The organism is Brachybacterium sp. Z12, assembly GCF_014400405.1.
Classification (GTDB): Bacteria; Actinomycetota; Actinomycetes; order Actinomycetales; family Dermabacteraceae; genus Brachybacterium.
In genome coordinates this window covers 295,999-310,511 of the sequence record NZ_CP060496.1, presented here as the reverse complement: position 1 = coordinate 310,511, position 14,513 = coordinate 295,999, and the positions used below count along the sequence as shown (strand labels likewise).

Here is a 14,513-nt window from a genome sequence, read left to right as displayed (position 1 = left end):
GCAGGGTACGGGCCGATCGGTCAGCTCCGCCCCGCGGAGGCACTCAGTCGCCGCCGGGTTCCTCGAGGGAGCTCTCGGCGGCGGGCTCCGCGGCGGTGAAGCGCACCGTCTTCACTCGTCGTTCGTCGACCTCGGCCACCTCGAGCACACCGCCGTCGACCTCCACCCGGTCCCCCGCCTCGGGGATCCGGCCCAGCTGCGCCATCAGGAAGCCGCCCACCGTCTCGTAACCGCCGGTGTCCGGCAGGGGGATGTCGGTCGCAGATTCGAACTCCTGCAGGATGAGGCCGCCCTCGAAGGTGCCGTCGGCCTCGACGATGCGGTCCAGACCGCCGGGGGCGGGCCAGCTGTCGCGGTCGAACTCGTCGTAGATCTCGCCCACCAGCTCCTCGAGCAGATCCTCGAGGGTGACGATGCCGTCGGTGCCGCCGTACTCGTCCACCACCACGGCGATCTGGTCGGCGTGGGCGCGCATGCGGTTCAGCGCCACCAGCACCTCCACGGTGCCGGGGATGTGCTCGATCGGCCGCACCAGCGAGGAGAGCTTCGTGCCCGCCGGGTCCTCGACCAGCAGCAGGTCCCGCACGTGGGCGAAGCCGAGCACATCATCGACGTCCTCGCCGATCACCGGGTAGCGGGAGTAGCCGGAATCGCGGATCTCCGGGCGGGCCTCGACCACGGTCCGGTCCCCGCCGAGGAAGAGCACCTGGTGGCGGGGCTGCATCACCTCGACCACGGTGCGCTCGGAAGCGTCGAACACGTCGGCGAGCACCCGCGACTCGGCCTGGTCCAGCGCTTCGGAGCTGCGGACCATGGACTTGATCTCCTCGGCGGAGACCGCCTCGCGGTCGGCGTGCGGGTCCCCGCCCACTATGCGCACCACGAGATTGGTCGAGGTTGACAGCAGCCAGATCATGGGACGCATCAGCCGCCCGAAGACGCTCAGCGGCGGCCCGACGACCTTGGTCATCCCCAGCGCGTTCTGCATCGCGAGCCGCTTCGGCACCAGCTCGCCGAACACCAGCGAGAGGTAGGCGATGACCAGCGTCATCCCGATCAACGCCGCAGTGCTCGCCGAGGATTCCGACAGCCCCAGGCCGGTGAGGACCGGCACCAGCGAAGGCGCGATGGTGGAGGCGCCGTAGGCGGAGGAGAAGAAGCCTGCGACCGTCACGCCGATCTGCACGGCGGAGAGGAACAGGTTCGGGTCACGCACCAGCTTCGCCGTGCGCTCACCGCTGGCGCCGCTCTCCTCGAGCTGCTTGATCTGTGATTCGCGGAGGTTGACGATCGCCATCTCCGTACCGGCGAACAGACCACCGATGAGCACGAACACGAAGACGAGGCCGAGGTTCAGGAGCGCTGTCCAGTCCATGGGGCAACGTTACCTGTCGCGCCCCACGCTCACAGCAGCGGCAGCAGCTCCTCCCACACAGCCCGGAGGATCTCTGCCGCACCGCGCCCCTCGAGGCGTGAGGTGATGGTGATGACGGCGTCCTGGGCGGGCAGCACGATGATCAGCTGCCCCATGGCGCCGTCGGCCCGCCAGGCCCCCTCGGCCGTGCACTGCCAGATTCCGTAGCCGTACTGCGCGCTCTCGGGCTCGGGATCGCCGGTGGCGACCCAGGCATCGTCGGCGTGCAGCGCGTCGATCCAGGCGACGGGCACCAGCTGCGCACCGTCATACATTCCGCGCTGCAGCATCAGCCGGCCGATCCGGGCCAGCTGGCCGCTCTTCAGATGCAGGCCGGTCGCGCCCCAGCTGTGCCCGTCGCGCGTCGTGTGCCATTGCGGGTTGAGGATGCCGAGCGGCTCGAACAGGCGCGGCATCAGCCAGTCCCGCATCGTCATGCCGGTGCGTTCGGTGAGCACACGGGAGAGCAGGAAGATCGAGCCGTTGGAGTACTCCCAGCGCTGCCCGGGCTCGGCGGCAAGGTCGTTGCCCAGCAGCAAGGAGGTGAGGTCGGGGTGGTCGCGCTGCTCGTCGAGGAAGCCGAGGATCGGGGAGCCGGACGTCATGGTCAGCAGATGGCGCAGCCGCACCTGATCGACCCCGGCCCCGTAGCCGCCGCTCGGGGCGGGCAGGTGATCCACCAGCAGGTCCTCGACGTCCAGCAGACCATCCGCCGCAGCGATGCCGACGGCGAGAGCGGTCACCGTCTTGGAGACCGAGTAGATGTTCTCGGCGGTGTCCTCGGCGAAACGGTGGCTGAGCTCCGGATGGCCCGCCCGGTGCAGGTGCACCGCGCGCACCCCCAGGCGCTGCTCGAGGATCCGCTGGCGCAGCGGCAGCAGCAGAAGGGGATCCGGAACGACAGGGCTGGAGGCATCGGCGGCGTTCATGGAGCGACCGTACCGCCTGCATAGTCCTGCAGTTGCATGGATCTTTTCCGGATCTCCACCCAAGGTCAGTGGTCACAGCGACCGGTACCGGGAACAATGACTCCGTCGTGAAGTGCTTCACCTCCTCGCAGCGCTCACGGCATCGCAGTCCCCTTCCCCGTCGGCGCCGCCGTCGACCCGACCGAAAGGCACCCATGGACGCCCTGCGCCGCTATGTCTTCCCCGTGATCTGGATGCTGATCCTCGGCCTGATCGCCCTGGCGCTGGTGAAGATGGCCTTCTTCCCCGCCGGCGCCGACGCCGCGGAAGACGATCCCGAGTTCCCCACGGCCGATTTCGACCAGCATGCCCTGGTCATGGTCGAGACCGGGGATGTGTCCTCAGAGCTGGTGCTCCCGGCGATGGTCCAGCCCGACGCCGGCACCGACCTCAAGGCCACCGCCGAGGGTGAGATCAACAAGATCTGGTTGAAGAACGGCGACCACGTCGAGAAGGGGCAGCGCATCCTCCAGGTGCGCCAGCCGGTCGAGCCCGAGATGAGCGAGCTGCCCGCGCCCGAGGCAGAGCTGCCCGAAGGTGCACCCGAAGGTGAAGAGGCCGCGGGAGAGGCCGAGCCGGTCCCGGCACCGCAGCCCACCGCCCCCGAATACCGGTACGTGAACCTCGTATCCACTGCCACCGGCACCATCAGCGGCATGGAGGTCGCCGAATGGGACGCCATCGCCAAGCGCGACACCGTCGCGTCCATCTCCCCGGCACCTACTCGATCGTCGCCGACCTCACCCCTGAGCAGCAGCTGTCCCTGCTGGACGTCGAGCTGGACGCGACCGCGAAGCTGCCCACCACCCAGGATCCCGTCACCTGCACCTCCCCGCCATCACCGAGGACGCCGAGGTCCAGGAGCCCTCGGCGCCGCAGACTCCCGAGGTCGACCCCTTCACCGGGGAGCCGCTCTCCTCCGGCGGCAGCGACGTCTCCGCCGCGCAGCTGACCTGCCCCGTTCCCTCGGATGCACGCGTGGTCCCGGGTCTGAGCGTCGAGGTGACCGTGGACCTCGGCACCCGCACCGGCGTGCTCACCGTCCCCACCACCGCAGTGGAGGGCGAGGGCACCGCCGGCACCGTCTACGCACTGGATGACGCCACCGGGGAGACCGTCCCGCTCGAGGTGGTCCTCGGGATGCGCGACGACGGGCGCATCGAGGTCACCGAGGGGCTCGAGGACGGCCAGGAGATCCTGGAGTTCGCCCCCGGTGTCGATGCCGTTGAGGACTCGATGAGCGTGGAGGGCTGGTGACCGCGCCGCTGCTCGAGTTGCGCGACCTGCGCCGCTCCGTGCGACTGCCGAGCCGGGAGGAGCTGCACATCCTGCGCGGCATCGACCTGACAGTCGATTCCGGGGATCACGTCGCCGTCGTCGGCCGCTCCGGCTCCGGCAAGACCACCCTGCTGAACCTGCTGGGCCTGATCGACCACCAGACCGGCGGCGAGCTGCTGTTCGACGGAGTGGACGTCTCCCGCCTCGGTGACCGGCGGCGGGCCCGCCTGCGCGGCGCCTCCATCGGCTTCGTGTTCCAGCAGTTCAACCTGCTGGACAAGCGCACCGCCCTCGAGAACGTGATGATGCCGCTGATGTACGGCAGCGCCGGACAGTTCTGGCGGCGCGAGAAGCTCGCCCTGGAGATGCTCGACCGGGTGGGCCTGGCCGACCGGGCCCAGCAGCTGCCCTCCCGCCTCTCCGGCGGTGAGCAGCAGCGCGTCGCGGTCGCCCGCGCCCTGGTGCGCAGGCCGCGCCTGATCCTGGCCGACGAGCCCACCGGCGCCCTCGACGTCACCACCGGCGAGGCCGTGATGGCCCTGCTCGACGAGATCGCCCGCGAGTCCGATGCGGCACTCGTGACCATCACCCATGATCTGCAGGTCGCCGCTCTCTCCCGGCGCTCCTACCTGCTGGATGAGGGCGTGCTGGCCGACGTCGGCAGCTCCGGGGCGCACGATGCGCTCTCCGCGACCGTGGGCATCCGCGCCGGCCGCGCGGCCGTCGCCGCCAAGGCGTCCGACGATGCCACGGGCACCGCTCCCCTCCAGGAGGTCCAGCCATGACCGGGTTCCTCGCCTCGATCGTCGAGGCCTACGGCGAGCTGCGCGTGAACAAGGGCCGCATCCTGCTGTCCCTCATCGGCGTCGCATTCTCCGTGTTCGCCCTGACCACCGTGATGGGCGGCGGCGGCATGCTCGGCGGCGCCCTGCAGCAGTCCATGGAGAGGAGCAGCGGTCGCGACACCCTGCTTTCCATCCAGCCGATGGGCGAGGTGGGCTATGCGATCGACGGGGACGGCAACCCGATCTCGATGGCCTCCGGCTCCTCGGAGGAGATCACCCCCGCCGAACAGGACGCGATCGTGCTCGAGCAGCTCGACCGGCTCGGCATCACCCAACGCAGCCGCGAGGCCCACGCGCACACCCGAATCCAGACCCCGCAGGGCGTGGTCGGCACCGACCTGACCGGGGTGGATCCCTCCTACGGCGCGATGTATCGCATGAAGGTCGCACAGGGCCGGTGGCTCACCGACTCCGACCAGCACCGCCTGGCCCCCGCGCTCGTGGTGAACGCGCCGCTGTACGACGCTCTGGGCCGCCCGGAGCTCGGCACCGAGACCATCACCCTGTACGGCGAGAGCGGCTCGAGCGAGTCGGAGCGCGCGACCGTGGTCGGCGTGCTGCCTGCGGATTCCTCCATGGACTGGGGCCCGCGGGCGTACATCGCCGTGGACGGCCTCGCCGCGGTGCCGGGAGTGGACACCAGCATCTCGACGATCTCGCAGTATCTCGCCTGGGTTCCGCCCGAGCAGGGCGAGGAGGTGCGCAGCCAGCTCAGCCAGAGCCTCGCGAACACCTCCGCCGGAGCCTTCGACGTGTACCCCGCCTCGTTCAGCATGGAGACGATGGAGGTCTACAAGATGTTCGGCTACGCGATCGGCGGCGTGGCCGTGGTGATCCTGCTGCTGGGCGCGATGGGCCTGGTGAACATCTCGCTGGTGACCGTGCGCTACCGGGTGCGGGAGATCGGGATCCGACGCTCCTACGGTGCCACCGGCGGGCGCATCTTCTTCGGGGTGCTCATGGAGTCCGTGGTCGCGACCGTGCTCGCCGGCGCGATCGGTGTGGCCGCGGCGGTGGCACTGGTGAAGGCCCCGTTCGTGACGGATGCCTTCAGATCGGTGGGCCTGGTGGATATCCCGCCGTTCCCGGTGGACGCCGTGGTGGTGGGGCTGCTGGCCGCGACCGCGGTGGGCGTGCTCGCCGGCGCGCTGCCCGCACTGATCGCCACTCGGATCAGGGTGATCGACGCGATCCGCAGCTGAGGTGGTTCTATTCAGCCCGCCACCACAAAACTGTTGCCTGTGAGAGTTGAACGGCTATAGAGCGTTCAACTCTCACAGGCAACAGGTGAGTGGTGGCCCGAGCCGGCCGAGCAGGGGCCGGAGCGACAACCGGGTGGCGACGGGACGGGGCGGGGCGGGGCGGGGCGGTACGGCAGGCCCTGCTCAGTGCAGAACTGGCTCCGGGGCGGGCTCTGCTGCGGGGCGCCCCACTGGCTCCAGCAGTGCGATGCCCTCGCGGGAGCTGATCCAGGCGACCGTCGCCGCGGTGGCCAGCAGCAGCGCGACAGCTGCGGCGATGCCTCCGGCCAGGGCTGCGGCACCGGCCTCTGCGGCGGTCGCGGCGAGAGCTGCGGATGAGGTGCCCGGAGCAGCGGCTGCGGCGTTCAGCGCTGCCGCTCCTGCCCCGGCGCCGCTTCCAGCACCCACGGCGGAGACCAGGTGGGAGGCGATCATGACTGTCGCGGTGAGCACGATCGGCAGCTCCAGGCCGCCCGTCTTCCAGGCGAGCACTGCCGCGGCGAGGGCCAGTGCCAGGGCGGGCAGCGTCACGGGGGCGGTGAGCTCGCGACCGATCAGCACCACCGCGGTGGCCGCGAGGATCGGCAGCACGGGGCTGCGCAGCCAGGTGCCGACCGCCTGCATCACCGCTCCGCGCAGGGTCAGCTCGATCCCCACCGCCTGCAGCGGAGCCAGGACCAGCACCACGAGGGCGACCAGCAGCAGCTGCGGGAGGGACGCCCCGGAGCCCGCTGCACCGTCGGCCCCGGAGGTCGCGCCCGCGACCGCGGCGATCAGGACCACCACCGCGCCCATCGCGACGCCCCAGATTCCGTAGGCGCCCCGCAGCTCACGGCGCAGCCGCGCAGCGACCGACCAGACCGTGCCCAGCGGACGCCAGCCACCGAAGCGCACACCGATGATCCCGGCAGGGATCCAGGTCGCGCCCATCGCCAGGGCGAGGGTGACATCCAGCGGGCTGGTGGGATCGCCGCTGGTGACACCGATGGCGACGTTCACGCCGGGCACCACGGCGAGCACCAGGATGGTCAGCACCAGCACCACGGAGATCAGCACCACGTAGGCCACGAAGGCCGCGGCGAGGGTCACCAGCGGCTTCGACCAGCGGCCCCAGGCGGGGCGGAGGGTCGCGATGCGGTGGAAGGGGGTGGGCTTCTCGCTGCGGGCGGGCTGCTCTGCGGAGGGGGCGGTGAGTGGGTGCATGGCGGCTCCACTCTAGATCGCCACGGCTGGGAGGGGCGGGGCGGGCGCGAGAGAGGTCACTGCCGGGAAGCTCGCGCGCTCGTGTGCGTTGGGATAGGTGTGAACACACGAGCTCCTCGCACCCTCGGGATCCTCGGCGCCGGCAAGGTCGGCACCGTGCTGGCCCGCCTCGCCCTCGCCGCCGGCCATGACCTGCTGATCTCCGGCTCCGGTGACCCGTCCCGGATCGAGCTGATCACCCAGATCCTCGCGCCCGGGGCGCAGGCCGTCACCAGCGCTGAGGCCGCTGAGCGCGCCGATCTGGTGATCCTCGCGCTGCCGCTGGGCAAGCACGCCACGATCCCGTCGGACGCCCTGGCGGGAAAGATCGTGGTCGATGCGATGAACTATTGGTGGGAGACCGACGGGATCCTCGAGGAGTTCTCCCACGCCGGCGCCTCCACCAGCGAGTTCGTTCAGGACCAGCTGCCCGGCGCGACCGTGGTGAAGGCCTTCAACCACATGGGCTATCACGACCTCGAGGACCTCTCCGGCCGGGCCGCGCCGCGCGCGGCGATCGCGGTCGCAGGCCCCGCCCCCGAGGCGCAGACCGTGGCGGAGCTGGTGGATGAGCTGGGCTTCGACCCGCTGCTGATCGGCCCGCTCGCCGAAGGGGTACGGCTGCAGCCCTTCACCGAGGCGTTCGGCAGCAGCGGGGACGCCGTGACGCTGCAGGAGATCGTGGAGCGCTTCCCTCAGACCGGTCGCGGGCGCGAGGTCATGGCGGCGCTCGGCCAGAGGGTCTGAACCACCCCGCGACACCGATCGGCTGACCATGCAGGTCGGGGCATCAGCCGAGCGGCTGATCCGTCGGCCTCCCCTGCTCTCTACCCTGGTTCCATGACCGTCCTCGCGCCCCGCTCACCGGCGCCGCCCTCCGTGCGCAGTCCGCGCCAGTGGGCGATCGCGCTCGCGCAGAGTCTGGTGGGTACGGCGCTGGGCCTGCTGATACTCCTCATCAGCTTCGGCTCGCTGCTGGTGGAGTTCTCCGACCAGCCGCCGGCGGGCCTCGTGGGGATGTTCGTCGTGGATGCGCTGATCGGCGTGGTCGCGACCCTGCTCGTCGGTCCGCTGAGGTTCCTGCCGCCGGGCCGGCTGCACACCGGGGCGCATCTGCTGCTCGCCGCTGCCGTGGGCCTCAGCACGTGGTCGTTGCCGGCTGCGGTGCTCGCCCTGTACCGGATCGGGGTGCGGCGCCGCACGGTGCTCGACGTCGCGGCGATCCTCCTGGTCGCAGGTACCTCGTTGGCGTCGATGAGCCTTGATTCCCGGTTCCGGGGTGCGGCGCCGGAGGTCGAGGTGCTCGTCGCGATGGGGATCATGGTGGTGCTCACGCTGATCCCGCTGCTGCTCGGCCATGTGGTGGGGACCCGCTATGAGCTGCTCGCCTCGCTGCGGGAGCGGGCCGCCTCCGCGGAGCGTGAGCGGGAGACCGCCCAGCGGGAACGCACCGCCGCCGAGGGGAGGCCGCCGCCCTGGTGCGCGAGCGGGACGCCGAGGCCGCCCGGGTGCGTGCCGAGGAGCGGGCGGCGCTGGCCCGGGACATGCACGACAGCATCTCCCATCACCTGGCCGCGATCGCGATGCACGCCGGCGCCATGTCCTACCGTGAGGATCTCTCGCAGGAGGCGCTGCGACGCACTGCGGGCACGGTGCGGGATGCCGCGCAGCAGGCGAACCGGGAGCTGCGCACGGTGCTGTCGGGTCTGCGCACCGCCGAGGGGGACGCGCCGCTGGCCACCGCTCCCACCCTGGCCGGCATCGTCGAGCGCTGCCGGGAGGAGGGCCAGGAGGTGGAGCTGGTCTGGGAGGGCCTGGCTGCGGAGGATCTCACCGCCCGGGACCGCAGCACCGTGGTGGCGCTGGCCCGGATCCTCGCCGAGGTGACGCTGAACGCTGCCAAGCACGCGCCGGGCGTCCCGCTGCAGGTGACGCTCTCCCGCCGCGACGAGCAGGTGCGGCTGCGGGCACGGAACCCGCTGCCCCACGAGCCCGCCCCGGCGCTCTCCTCGGGCCACGGCCTGCTCGGTGTGCAGGAGCGAGCACGACTGCTGGGCGGGGACGCCCGCCACGGCACGGACGACGGGATCTTCGAGGTGGAAGCATGGATGCCATGGTGAACAGCGCAGAGCACGAGAACCGCACCGAGGGCACGGCGGTGCGGGTGCTGCTGGCGGACGACGAGGCGCTGATGCGCGCCGGCCTGCGACTGATGATCGACGGGGCGCACGGCATCGAGGTGATCGGTGAGGCGGCCGACGGCGGCGCGGCCCTCCAGCAGATCCGCGCCCTGTCCCCCGACGTGGTGCTGATGGACATCCGCATGCCCCACCTCACCGGCCTCGAGGCCCTCCGGGCCCTGCAGGAGGAGGACAGTGCTGCGCGGGTCGTCATGCTGACCGCCTTCGACACCGATGACTTCCTGCTCGAGGCCCTGCGCGCCGGGGCCGTGTCCTTCCTGCTGAAGGACTCTCCGCCCGAGGAGGTGGTGCAGGCGGTGCTCGATGCCGCCGCCGAACGGCCACGCTTCTCCCCGAGGTGCTCTCGCGCCTGGTGCGCCTCGCCTCCACCGAGTCGAACGGGACCGGCGTCGGCCCCGGTGGCCCCCTCGGGCCGCCGTCGGCCGACGCGGAGGCACCCGCCCCCGAGGGCATCACTGGCCGTGAATGGGGAGGTGGCCCGGTCGGTCGCCGAGGGTCTCGCCAATCAGGAGATCGGCGAGCGGCTGTTCATGTCGGTCGCGACGGTGAAGACCCACCTGGGCAGGCTCTATCACAAGCTGCAGGTCACCAATCGGGTGCAGCTCGCGATCCGGGTGCTCGAACTGGGAGGCTGAGCGCTACACCGCGGTGAACAGCGCAGCGATCCCCACCACGAGCGTGGCCGCCCACAGCCCGAGCACCCAGCGCGGGATCGCACCCGGCCTCGCGGTCACGTTCGTGATGTAGATGCCGCCGATCGATGCGAAGAGCAGCACCCCCGCGAGGATGATCAGCACGAAGGTCAGCACGCTCATGACCCGGCCCCCGCACCGCACTGCTGGCACATCATCCTCGGTCCCTCCTTCGTCGGCGCCGCAGGCACCGGATCGATACGACGGCCGGTCGCGTCAGCATGCGGGTGCCTGCGTCGTTCCAGCTCTGTTCAAGGATACGTGGATCCTGCTTACGAGCAGGCCCCCGGTGGACCGGCCGCGAGCAGTGCTCAGAGGTCGTTGTCGCCGCGTGAGGCCGATTCGGCCATGATGTTGCGTGCCATGGCGGGGAACACGAGGGCGTGGAAGGGGTAGATCCCCCACCAGTAGAGCCGTCCCCACAGGCCGTCGGGGAAGTAGACGGCCCGCTGGCGGTAGCGGGTCCCGCCCTCGGTCTCCTCCACGCCGAGCTGCAGCCACGCCCTCCCGGTCATCCGCATCTCCGCACGCAGCGTGAGGCGGTGCCCCGGCTCGATGCGCTCCACCCGCCACCAGTCGACCGCATCCCCCTCACGCAGGTGATGGGCGTGGCGGCGACCCCGGCGCAGGCCCGGACCGCCGACGAGGCGATCGGCCGCCCCGCGCAGCGACCACAGCAGCGGGGTGGAGTACCACCCGGCCTCTCCGCCGATCCCTTCGATCACCCGCCACACGGTCTGGGGGTCGACGCCTTCCTGGACCCGTTCACGTTCGTCCGTGTACACGGTGTGACCTGCCCAGTCCGGATCCTGGGGAAGCGAAGCAGCCGGGTGTGCGGTGAGGGCCGCGTCATCGTCCCAGCGCGACTCCAGGTCACCAGACCGCTGTGCGGCGAGCGCCGCCCGCACCGCCTGCCGGTACCGGGTGGGGCCGCCTGTGGGCGGAGCGAGCACGTCCTCGATCCGGGAGTCGTGACCGATCGCCTCGTGCTGCATCGACTGTGCGAGCGGCACCGTGATCGACAGCGGGATCGGGGTGATGAGCCCGATCCACAACCCTGACAGCAGCGGGGCGGGCAGCGGCAGTGCCAGCACGCGTCGGCGCGTCAGCGAGGCCTCCTCGGCGTAGATCGTCAGCAGGTCCCTGAAGCGGAGGTCCGTCTCTCCGCTGCCGAGGGAATAGGTGCCGTGCACCGGCTCCTCGGCCAGGCACGCCGAGGCCAGGTGGTGCAGGACGTCCGCGATCGCGACCGGTTCGATGCGGTTGCCGACCCAGCGCGGGGCGGGCATCACGGGCAGGCGTTCGGCGAGGTGACGGATGATCTCGAAGCTCGCCGAGCCGGCGCCGATCACCGTGGCGGCCTCGAGCACGAGGGTGGGCACCTCGCCCTCGCGCAGGATCTTGGCGACGCGTTCGCGGGAGGCCATGTGCTCGCTGAGCTCCGCACCGCGCGGGTGCAGGCCGGAGAGGTAGACGATGCGTCCCACCTCGGAACGGGCCGCCTCCTCGGCCATGATCCGCGCCATCCGCGCCTCGCGCTCCTGATAGCCGGTCCCTCCGGCCATGGAGTGCACCAGGAACACGACCACATCCACCTGCGCGAGCGCACGGCGCACGGCGATGCGGTCGCTCAGGTCCGCTTCGGCGATCTCGACGCGGTCGCCCCATGGACGGGCACGCAGGCGGTCCCCGTCGCGGCCCAGCGCGCGCACCACCGCGCCCTTCTCGAGCAGGCCGGGGATGAGCCTGCTGCCGATGTAGCCGCTCGCCCCGGTCACGAGGATTCGTGGCCCGGGGGCTGTCGCGCTCATCGCCGGGGCCTCGGGTCCCTCGGTGCGGAGCATTCGTGGGCGGTTCGGGCGTGAAGAGGGATCATGCTCTGCGCTCCTCCGGATCGGGGCCGATGCGCTCGAGACTAGCCCCCGCGCCATGCGCAGCGACACCGCCGGGAGCGCGTGCACGTCCCTTCCCGCGCCCACGGGTAGCGTTCGGTGCTGTGAGGACCCGACCGCCCGCCGCCCCCGCGCGCTGCTCCGTCGTGGTGCCCGTGCGGGATGACGAGGCCGAGCTGCGCGGGCTGCTGGAATCTCTGGCACAGCAGCAGGAGCCTCCAGCGGAGATCATCGTGGTGGACAACGGTTCGAGCGACGCCAGCGCGGCCGTGGCACGGGCGGCGGGATGCGTCGTCATCGCCCATCCGGTGCCCAGCATCGCTGCGGCCTCCGCTGCGGGCTACGACGCCGCCCGCGGTGAGCTCATCGTCCGCTGCGATGCCGATAGCAGGCCACCGCCCGGCTGGCTCCGCGCCCATCAGCGGGCGCATGCCCAGGGCGGGCCCCGCACCGTGCTCGTCACGGGCCCCGGTCGCTTCCGGCTGCCCGCTCCGCTGGGCGGGCTCCTCTCCGGCCTCTACATGGGCACGTATCTGCTCCTCACCGCCGCGGCATTGGGGCATTTCCCGGCCTTCGGCACCACCATGTCGATGCGACGGGACTGGTGGCATCAGGTGTGCGAGGAGACCTCGCGGAGCGCGGACGTGCACGACGACATGGACCTCTCGTTCCGGGTGCGGCCGGGGCAGCGGGTGAGGGTGACCGGCGCGGTCGCGGTGGAGATGTCGCCGCGGGCTCTGCGGGCGGGCAGCGGACTGCTGCTGCGCTGGCGCCGGGCCGTGCACACCCTGCGGCGGAACTGGCGCCTCGAGAGGCCGTGGCAGCGCTGGGCGGCGAGGATCGCCTGGCGGGGCGGGACGCGATGACGGAAGGCACCGCGGTGACGACGGGGTGGGTGCAGGGGCTTGCCCTGCTCGTGGTGCGCTGGTCCGGGTTGGCCATGGCCGTCGGGTTCGCCCTCCTCGGCCACTGGGTGGAGGCGGCGGTGGCGATGCTGGTGGCGCTCGGCCAGGTCGTGGGCTGGAGGTCTCGTCTCCCTCTCGCCTGGGAGGTGGCCACCTCTGCGGCCTGCATGGCCGCGGCGGTGAGCTCGTACCTGCTGCTCTTCGAGCGGATCTCCTGGTGGGACATCCCGGTGCACGCACTGCTGAACGGCCTGCTCGCCGTGCTGGTCGCCCGCGTGGTCCGCTCCCCCGACCCCTCAGCGGTGGAGGTCGTCGTGACGGGCGCGATCCTGGCGGTGGTCTGGGAGCTGATGGAGCTGGCAGGGCACTACTGGGTGGACCCCTCCGTGGAGGTGGCCCCGGCCGACACGGCACTGGATCTGCTCGCCGCGCTGGTGGGCAGCGTCGTCGCGGCGCGGCTGTGGCGCCGACGGCGAGCCTCGCAGCCGGCGCGCTGACGGGCGGGCCGCGGGCTCAGGGTTCCGGGACCCCGCGACGAGCTCGACCTTGTGCTGGGAAACGTTCCCGCGGGAACGCCTCTGTGAGCGGAAGGCGTCAGCCGCACTTGCGGAAGGTCTTGCCTCCGGGCATCCCGTACCGCTTGCCCGTGTAGCCGCCAGCATCGGAGTACGGGATCTCCGGGCCGTAGGGGACACAGCCCGATCCAGACGAGGACTCGGACCCGCCGGATGAGCCACCGCCAGAGGACTTCCCTCCGGAGGATCCGCTCGAGGACCCGCCGCCACCGGACGAGGAGCTCTTCCCAGAGGATGATTGCGAGGGCGCCGACGGGGCAGGCTGCTCCTGCCGCTCCCGTTCCTGACGCTCCTGGCGTTCGCGCTCCTCGCGTTCTTCTCGCTCCCTCTCCTCCTGTTCGAGGCGCTCCTGCTCCAGCCGCTCCTCCTCCTGACGGCGCTCTTCTTCCTTGCGGCGCTCTTCCTCGAGACGCTCCTGCTCCGCGTCGTACTCGGTCTTCAGCTCCTCGAGGGTGCTGTGGGACTTCTCGGCCTCGTCGCGCACGTCCCCGGCCTCTTCACGGAAGTCCTCGAAGTAGGAGTCGAGCAGCGCGCCCGCCATCACGGCATTCCCGAGCTCGGGCAGGCCGTCGGCGTCGAGCGAGGCGATGAAGACGTCCACGTCCTCGAGCACGCTCGCCGCCCCGGCGAGCGCGTCGGCCGGATCGCCCTCCACCTCGGCGGGCACCTCACCCACCGCGGCGCTCTGGGCCTGGAGCTGCCCGGGCAGGGTGCATTCGATCTCGTCCGAGAACAGGCCGGCCCCGTTCTCCTGCGCACGCTCGGACGCCTCCTCGACCTCGCGCAGGAACCGATCGTTGGGGGCGAAGTACACCGGGACGCCCAGCCCCGCCTCCGCGATCTCGGCGTTGATCAGGGATTCCGATTCGTAGACCCCGGCGAGCGTGCGGTCATAGCGGTCCAGCCGCTCCTCGTCGTACTCGAGCTCGATCGGGGTGCCGGCCGGCAGGCGCTCGGTGAGGAACTCCGTGGCCTCCGGGCCCAGGCACTGGACAGGCTCGTCGGGGTTCTTCGTCTCCGGGGTGTCGACGTTGAGCAGTCGGATCGTCGTCTCCTCACCGTCGACGATGGCGACGAGCGTGTCGCCGTCGATCACGCGCACCACCTCGCCGCGCCGGTCGCCGTCTCCTCCGAGGGCCCCGAACGCCGTTGCCCCCACCAGCACCGTGGCCACGAGTACCGCTGCGCCGATGATCCATCCGCGAAGCCCGCGGGCCGCAGTCTGCGATGCGCCGCCATTCATGCCCATGACCACCTACA

17 protein-coding genes are annotated in these 14,513 nt (G+C 71.3%); 9 read left to right on the top strand and 8 right to left on the bottom strand.

Annotated features, from left to right (window positions below; translation table 11 throughout):
* Positions 1-43: 43 nt before the first annotated feature.
* The 3 genes from H3H54_RS01670 to H3H54_RS01660 all read right to left on the bottom strand — a co-directional run bounded on the left by H3H54_RS01670 (position 44) and on the right by H3H54_RS01660 (position 2,690).
* A complete protein-coding gene (locus H3H54_RS01670) occupies positions 44-1,375 on the bottom strand; it encodes a hemolysin family protein (RefSeq protein WP_262425256.1) in 1,332 nt (443 codons plus the stop codon).
* A gap of 29 nt (positions 1,376-1,404) precedes the next feature.
* The gene (locus H3H54_RS01665) at positions 1,405-2,343 is read right to left on the bottom strand and encodes a serine hydrolase (protein WP_262425255.1); all 939 of its coding nucleotides are present in this window, start codon (positions 2,341-2,343) and stop codon (positions 1,405-1,407) included.
* A gap of 134 nt (positions 2,344-2,477) precedes the next feature.
* A complete protein-coding gene (locus H3H54_RS01660; RefSeq protein ID WP_262425254.1) occupies positions 2,478-2,690 on the bottom strand; it encodes a hypothetical protein in 213 nt (70 codons plus the stop codon).
* Positions 2,691-3,052: 362 nt separating this feature from the next.
* Between H3H54_RS01660 and H3H54_RS01655 the strand changes: the two genes are divergently transcribed.
* The 4 genes from H3H54_RS01655 to H3H54_RS01640 are packed head-to-tail and all read left to right on the top strand — an operon-like array spanning position 3,053 to position 5,707.
* The gene (locus tag H3H54_RS01655; protein WP_262425253.1) at positions 3,053-3,334 is read left to right on the top strand and encodes a hypothetical protein; all 282 of its coding nucleotides are present in this window, start codon (positions 3,053-3,055) and stop codon (positions 3,332-3,334) included.
* A 26-nt stretch (positions 3,335-3,360) separates the two neighbouring features.
* A complete protein-coding gene (locus H3H54_RS01650; protein ID WP_262425252.1) occupies positions 3,361-3,639 on the top strand; it encodes an efflux RND transporter periplasmic adaptor subunit in 279 nt (92 codons plus the stop codon).
* Positions 3,636-4,445 carry an ABC transporter ATP-binding protein gene (locus tag H3H54_RS01645; RefSeq protein ID WP_395963208.1) on the top strand — a complete coding sequence of 270 codons (810 nt, stop codon included), beginning with the start codon at positions 3,636-3,638 and terminating at the stop codon, positions 4,443-4,445. The genes H3H54_RS01650 and H3H54_RS01645 overlap by 4 nt, the downstream gene beginning before the upstream one ends.
* A complete protein-coding gene (locus H3H54_RS01640; RefSeq protein WP_262425251.1) occupies positions 4,442-5,707 on the top strand; it encodes an ABC transporter permease in 1,266 nt (421 codons plus the stop codon). The genes H3H54_RS01645 and H3H54_RS01640 overlap by 4 nt, the downstream gene beginning before the upstream one ends.
* Before the next feature lie 183 nt (positions 5,708-5,890).
* On the opposite strand, the gene H3H54_RS01635 is transcribed toward H3H54_RS01640, so the two are convergent.
* Positions 5,891-6,949: a CAAX protease gene (locus H3H54_RS01635; RefSeq protein ID WP_262425250.1), complete on the bottom strand. Its 1,059-nt coding sequence runs from the start codon at positions 6,947-6,949 to the stop codon at positions 5,891-5,893.
* Positions 6,950-7,048: 99 nt separating this feature from the next.
* Between H3H54_RS01635 and H3H54_RS01630 the strand changes: the two genes are divergently transcribed.
* Positions 7,049-7,735, top strand: coding sequence for an NADPH-dependent F420 reductase (locus tag H3H54_RS01630; protein WP_262425249.1), 687 nt, complete (start codon positions 7,049-7,051; stop codon positions 7,733-7,735).
* A gap of 114 nt (positions 7,736-7,849) precedes the next feature.
* Here the strand turns inward: H3H54_RS01630 and H3H54_RS01625 are convergent, their stop codons facing one another.
* Complete coding sequence (locus tag H3H54_RS01625; RefSeq protein WP_262425248.1) at positions 7,850-8,347, bottom strand: hypothetical protein; 498 nt, start codon at positions 8,345-8,347, stop codon at positions 7,850-7,852.
* A gap of 119 nt (positions 8,348-8,466) precedes the next feature.
* On the opposite strand from H3H54_RS01625, the gene H3H54_RS01620 reads away from it, so the two are divergent.
* On the top strand, positions 8,467-9,108 hold the full coding sequence (locus H3H54_RS01620) for a sensor histidine kinase (protein ID WP_262425247.1): 642 nt from the start codon (positions 8,467-8,469) through the stop codon (positions 9,106-9,108).
* On the top strand, positions 9,093-9,824 hold the full coding sequence (locus H3H54_RS01615) for a response regulator transcription factor (protein WP_262425246.1): 732 nt from the start codon (positions 9,093-9,095) through the stop codon (positions 9,822-9,824). Before H3H54_RS01620 ends, H3H54_RS01615 begins: the two co-directional genes overlap by 16 nt.
* A gap of 3 nt (positions 9,825-9,827) precedes the next feature.
* On the opposite strand, the gene H3H54_RS01610 is transcribed toward H3H54_RS01615, so the two are convergent.
* Positions 9,828-10,004: a hypothetical protein gene (locus H3H54_RS01610; RefSeq protein ID WP_262425245.1), complete on the bottom strand. Its 177-nt coding sequence runs from the start codon at positions 10,002-10,004 to the stop codon at positions 9,828-9,830.
* A gap of 188 nt (positions 10,005-10,192) precedes the next feature.
* Positions 10,193-11,725, bottom strand: a complete 1,533-nt coding sequence (locus H3H54_RS01605) for an SDR family oxidoreductase (RefSeq protein ID WP_262425244.1) — start codon at positions 11,723-11,725, stop codon at positions 10,193-10,195.
* Positions 11,726-11,877: 152 nt separating this feature from the next.
* Here H3H54_RS01605 and H3H54_RS01600 point away from each other — a divergent pair, with 152 nt between their 5' ends.
* Together H3H54_RS01600 and H3H54_RS01595 are read left to right on the top strand one after the other, a co-directional pair.
* On the top strand, positions 11,878-12,639 hold the full coding sequence (locus H3H54_RS01600) for a glycosyltransferase family 2 protein (RefSeq protein WP_262425243.1): 762 nt from the start codon (positions 11,878-11,880) through the stop codon (positions 12,637-12,639).
* Complete coding sequence (locus H3H54_RS01595) at positions 12,636-13,175, top strand: hypothetical protein (RefSeq protein ID WP_262425242.1); 540 nt, start codon at positions 12,636-12,638, stop codon at positions 13,173-13,175. The genes H3H54_RS01600 and H3H54_RS01595 overlap by 4 nt, the downstream gene beginning before the upstream one ends.
* Before the next feature lie 97 nt (positions 13,176-13,272).
* Here H3H54_RS01595 and H3H54_RS01590 read toward each other — a convergent pair whose 3' ends face one another.
* Entirely contained in the window at positions 13,273-14,496 is a 1,224-nt protein-coding gene (locus H3H54_RS01590) for a thermonuclease family protein (protein ID WP_262425241.1), read from the bottom strand.
* Between the last annotated feature and the right edge of the window lie 17 nt (positions 14,497-14,513).

What these genes read in the sequence shown, in the direction of transcription:
- H3H54_RS01670 (WP_262425256.1), bottom strand. Translation starts at nt 1,375, where the DNA reads ATGGACTGGACAGCGCTCCTGAACCTCGGCCTCGTCTTCGTGTTCGTG.
- H3H54_RS01595 (WP_262425242.1), top strand. Translation starts at nt 12,636, where the DNA reads ATGACGGAAGGCACCGCGGTGACGACGGGGTGGGTGCAGGGGCTTGCC.
- H3H54_RS01660 (WP_262425254.1), bottom strand. Translation starts at nt 2,690, where the DNA reads ATGCTGGTCGAAATCGGCCGTGGGGAACTCGGGATCGTCTTCCGCGGC.
- H3H54_RS01635 (WP_262425250.1), bottom strand. Translation starts at nt 6,949, where the DNA reads ATGCACCCACTCACCGCCCCCTCCGCAGAGCAGCCCGCCCGCAGCGAG.
- H3H54_RS01665 (WP_262425255.1), bottom strand. Translation starts at nt 2,343, where the DNA reads ATGAACGCCGCCGATGCCTCCAGCCCTGTCGTTCCGGATCCCCTTCTG.
- H3H54_RS01655 (WP_262425253.1), top strand. Translation starts at nt 3,053, where the DNA reads ATGGGACGCCATCGCCAAGCGCGACACCGTCGCGTCCATCTCCCCGGC.
- H3H54_RS01640 (WP_262425251.1), top strand. Translation starts at nt 4,442, where the DNA reads ATGACCGGGTTCCTCGCCTCGATCGTCGAGGCCTACGGCGAGCTGCGC.
- H3H54_RS01605 (WP_262425244.1), bottom strand. Translation starts at nt 11,725, where the DNA reads ATGCTCCGCACCGAGGGACCCGAGGCCCCGGCGATGAGCGCGACAGCC.
- H3H54_RS01615 (WP_262425246.1), top strand. Translation starts at nt 9,093, where the DNA reads ATGGATGCCATGGTGAACAGCGCAGAGCACGAGAACCGCACCGAGGGC.
- H3H54_RS01625 (WP_262425248.1), bottom strand. Translation starts at nt 8,347, where the DNA reads ATGGCCGAGCAGCAGCGGGATCAGCGTGAGCACCACCATGATCCCCAT.
- H3H54_RS01590 (WP_262425241.1), bottom strand. Translation starts at nt 14,496, where the DNA reads ATGAATGGCGGCGCATCGCAGACTGCGGCCCGCGGGCTTCGCGGATGG.
- H3H54_RS01610 (WP_262425245.1), bottom strand. Translation starts at nt 10,004, where the DNA reads ATGAGCGTGCTGACCTTCGTGCTGATCATCCTCGCGGGGGTGCTGCTC.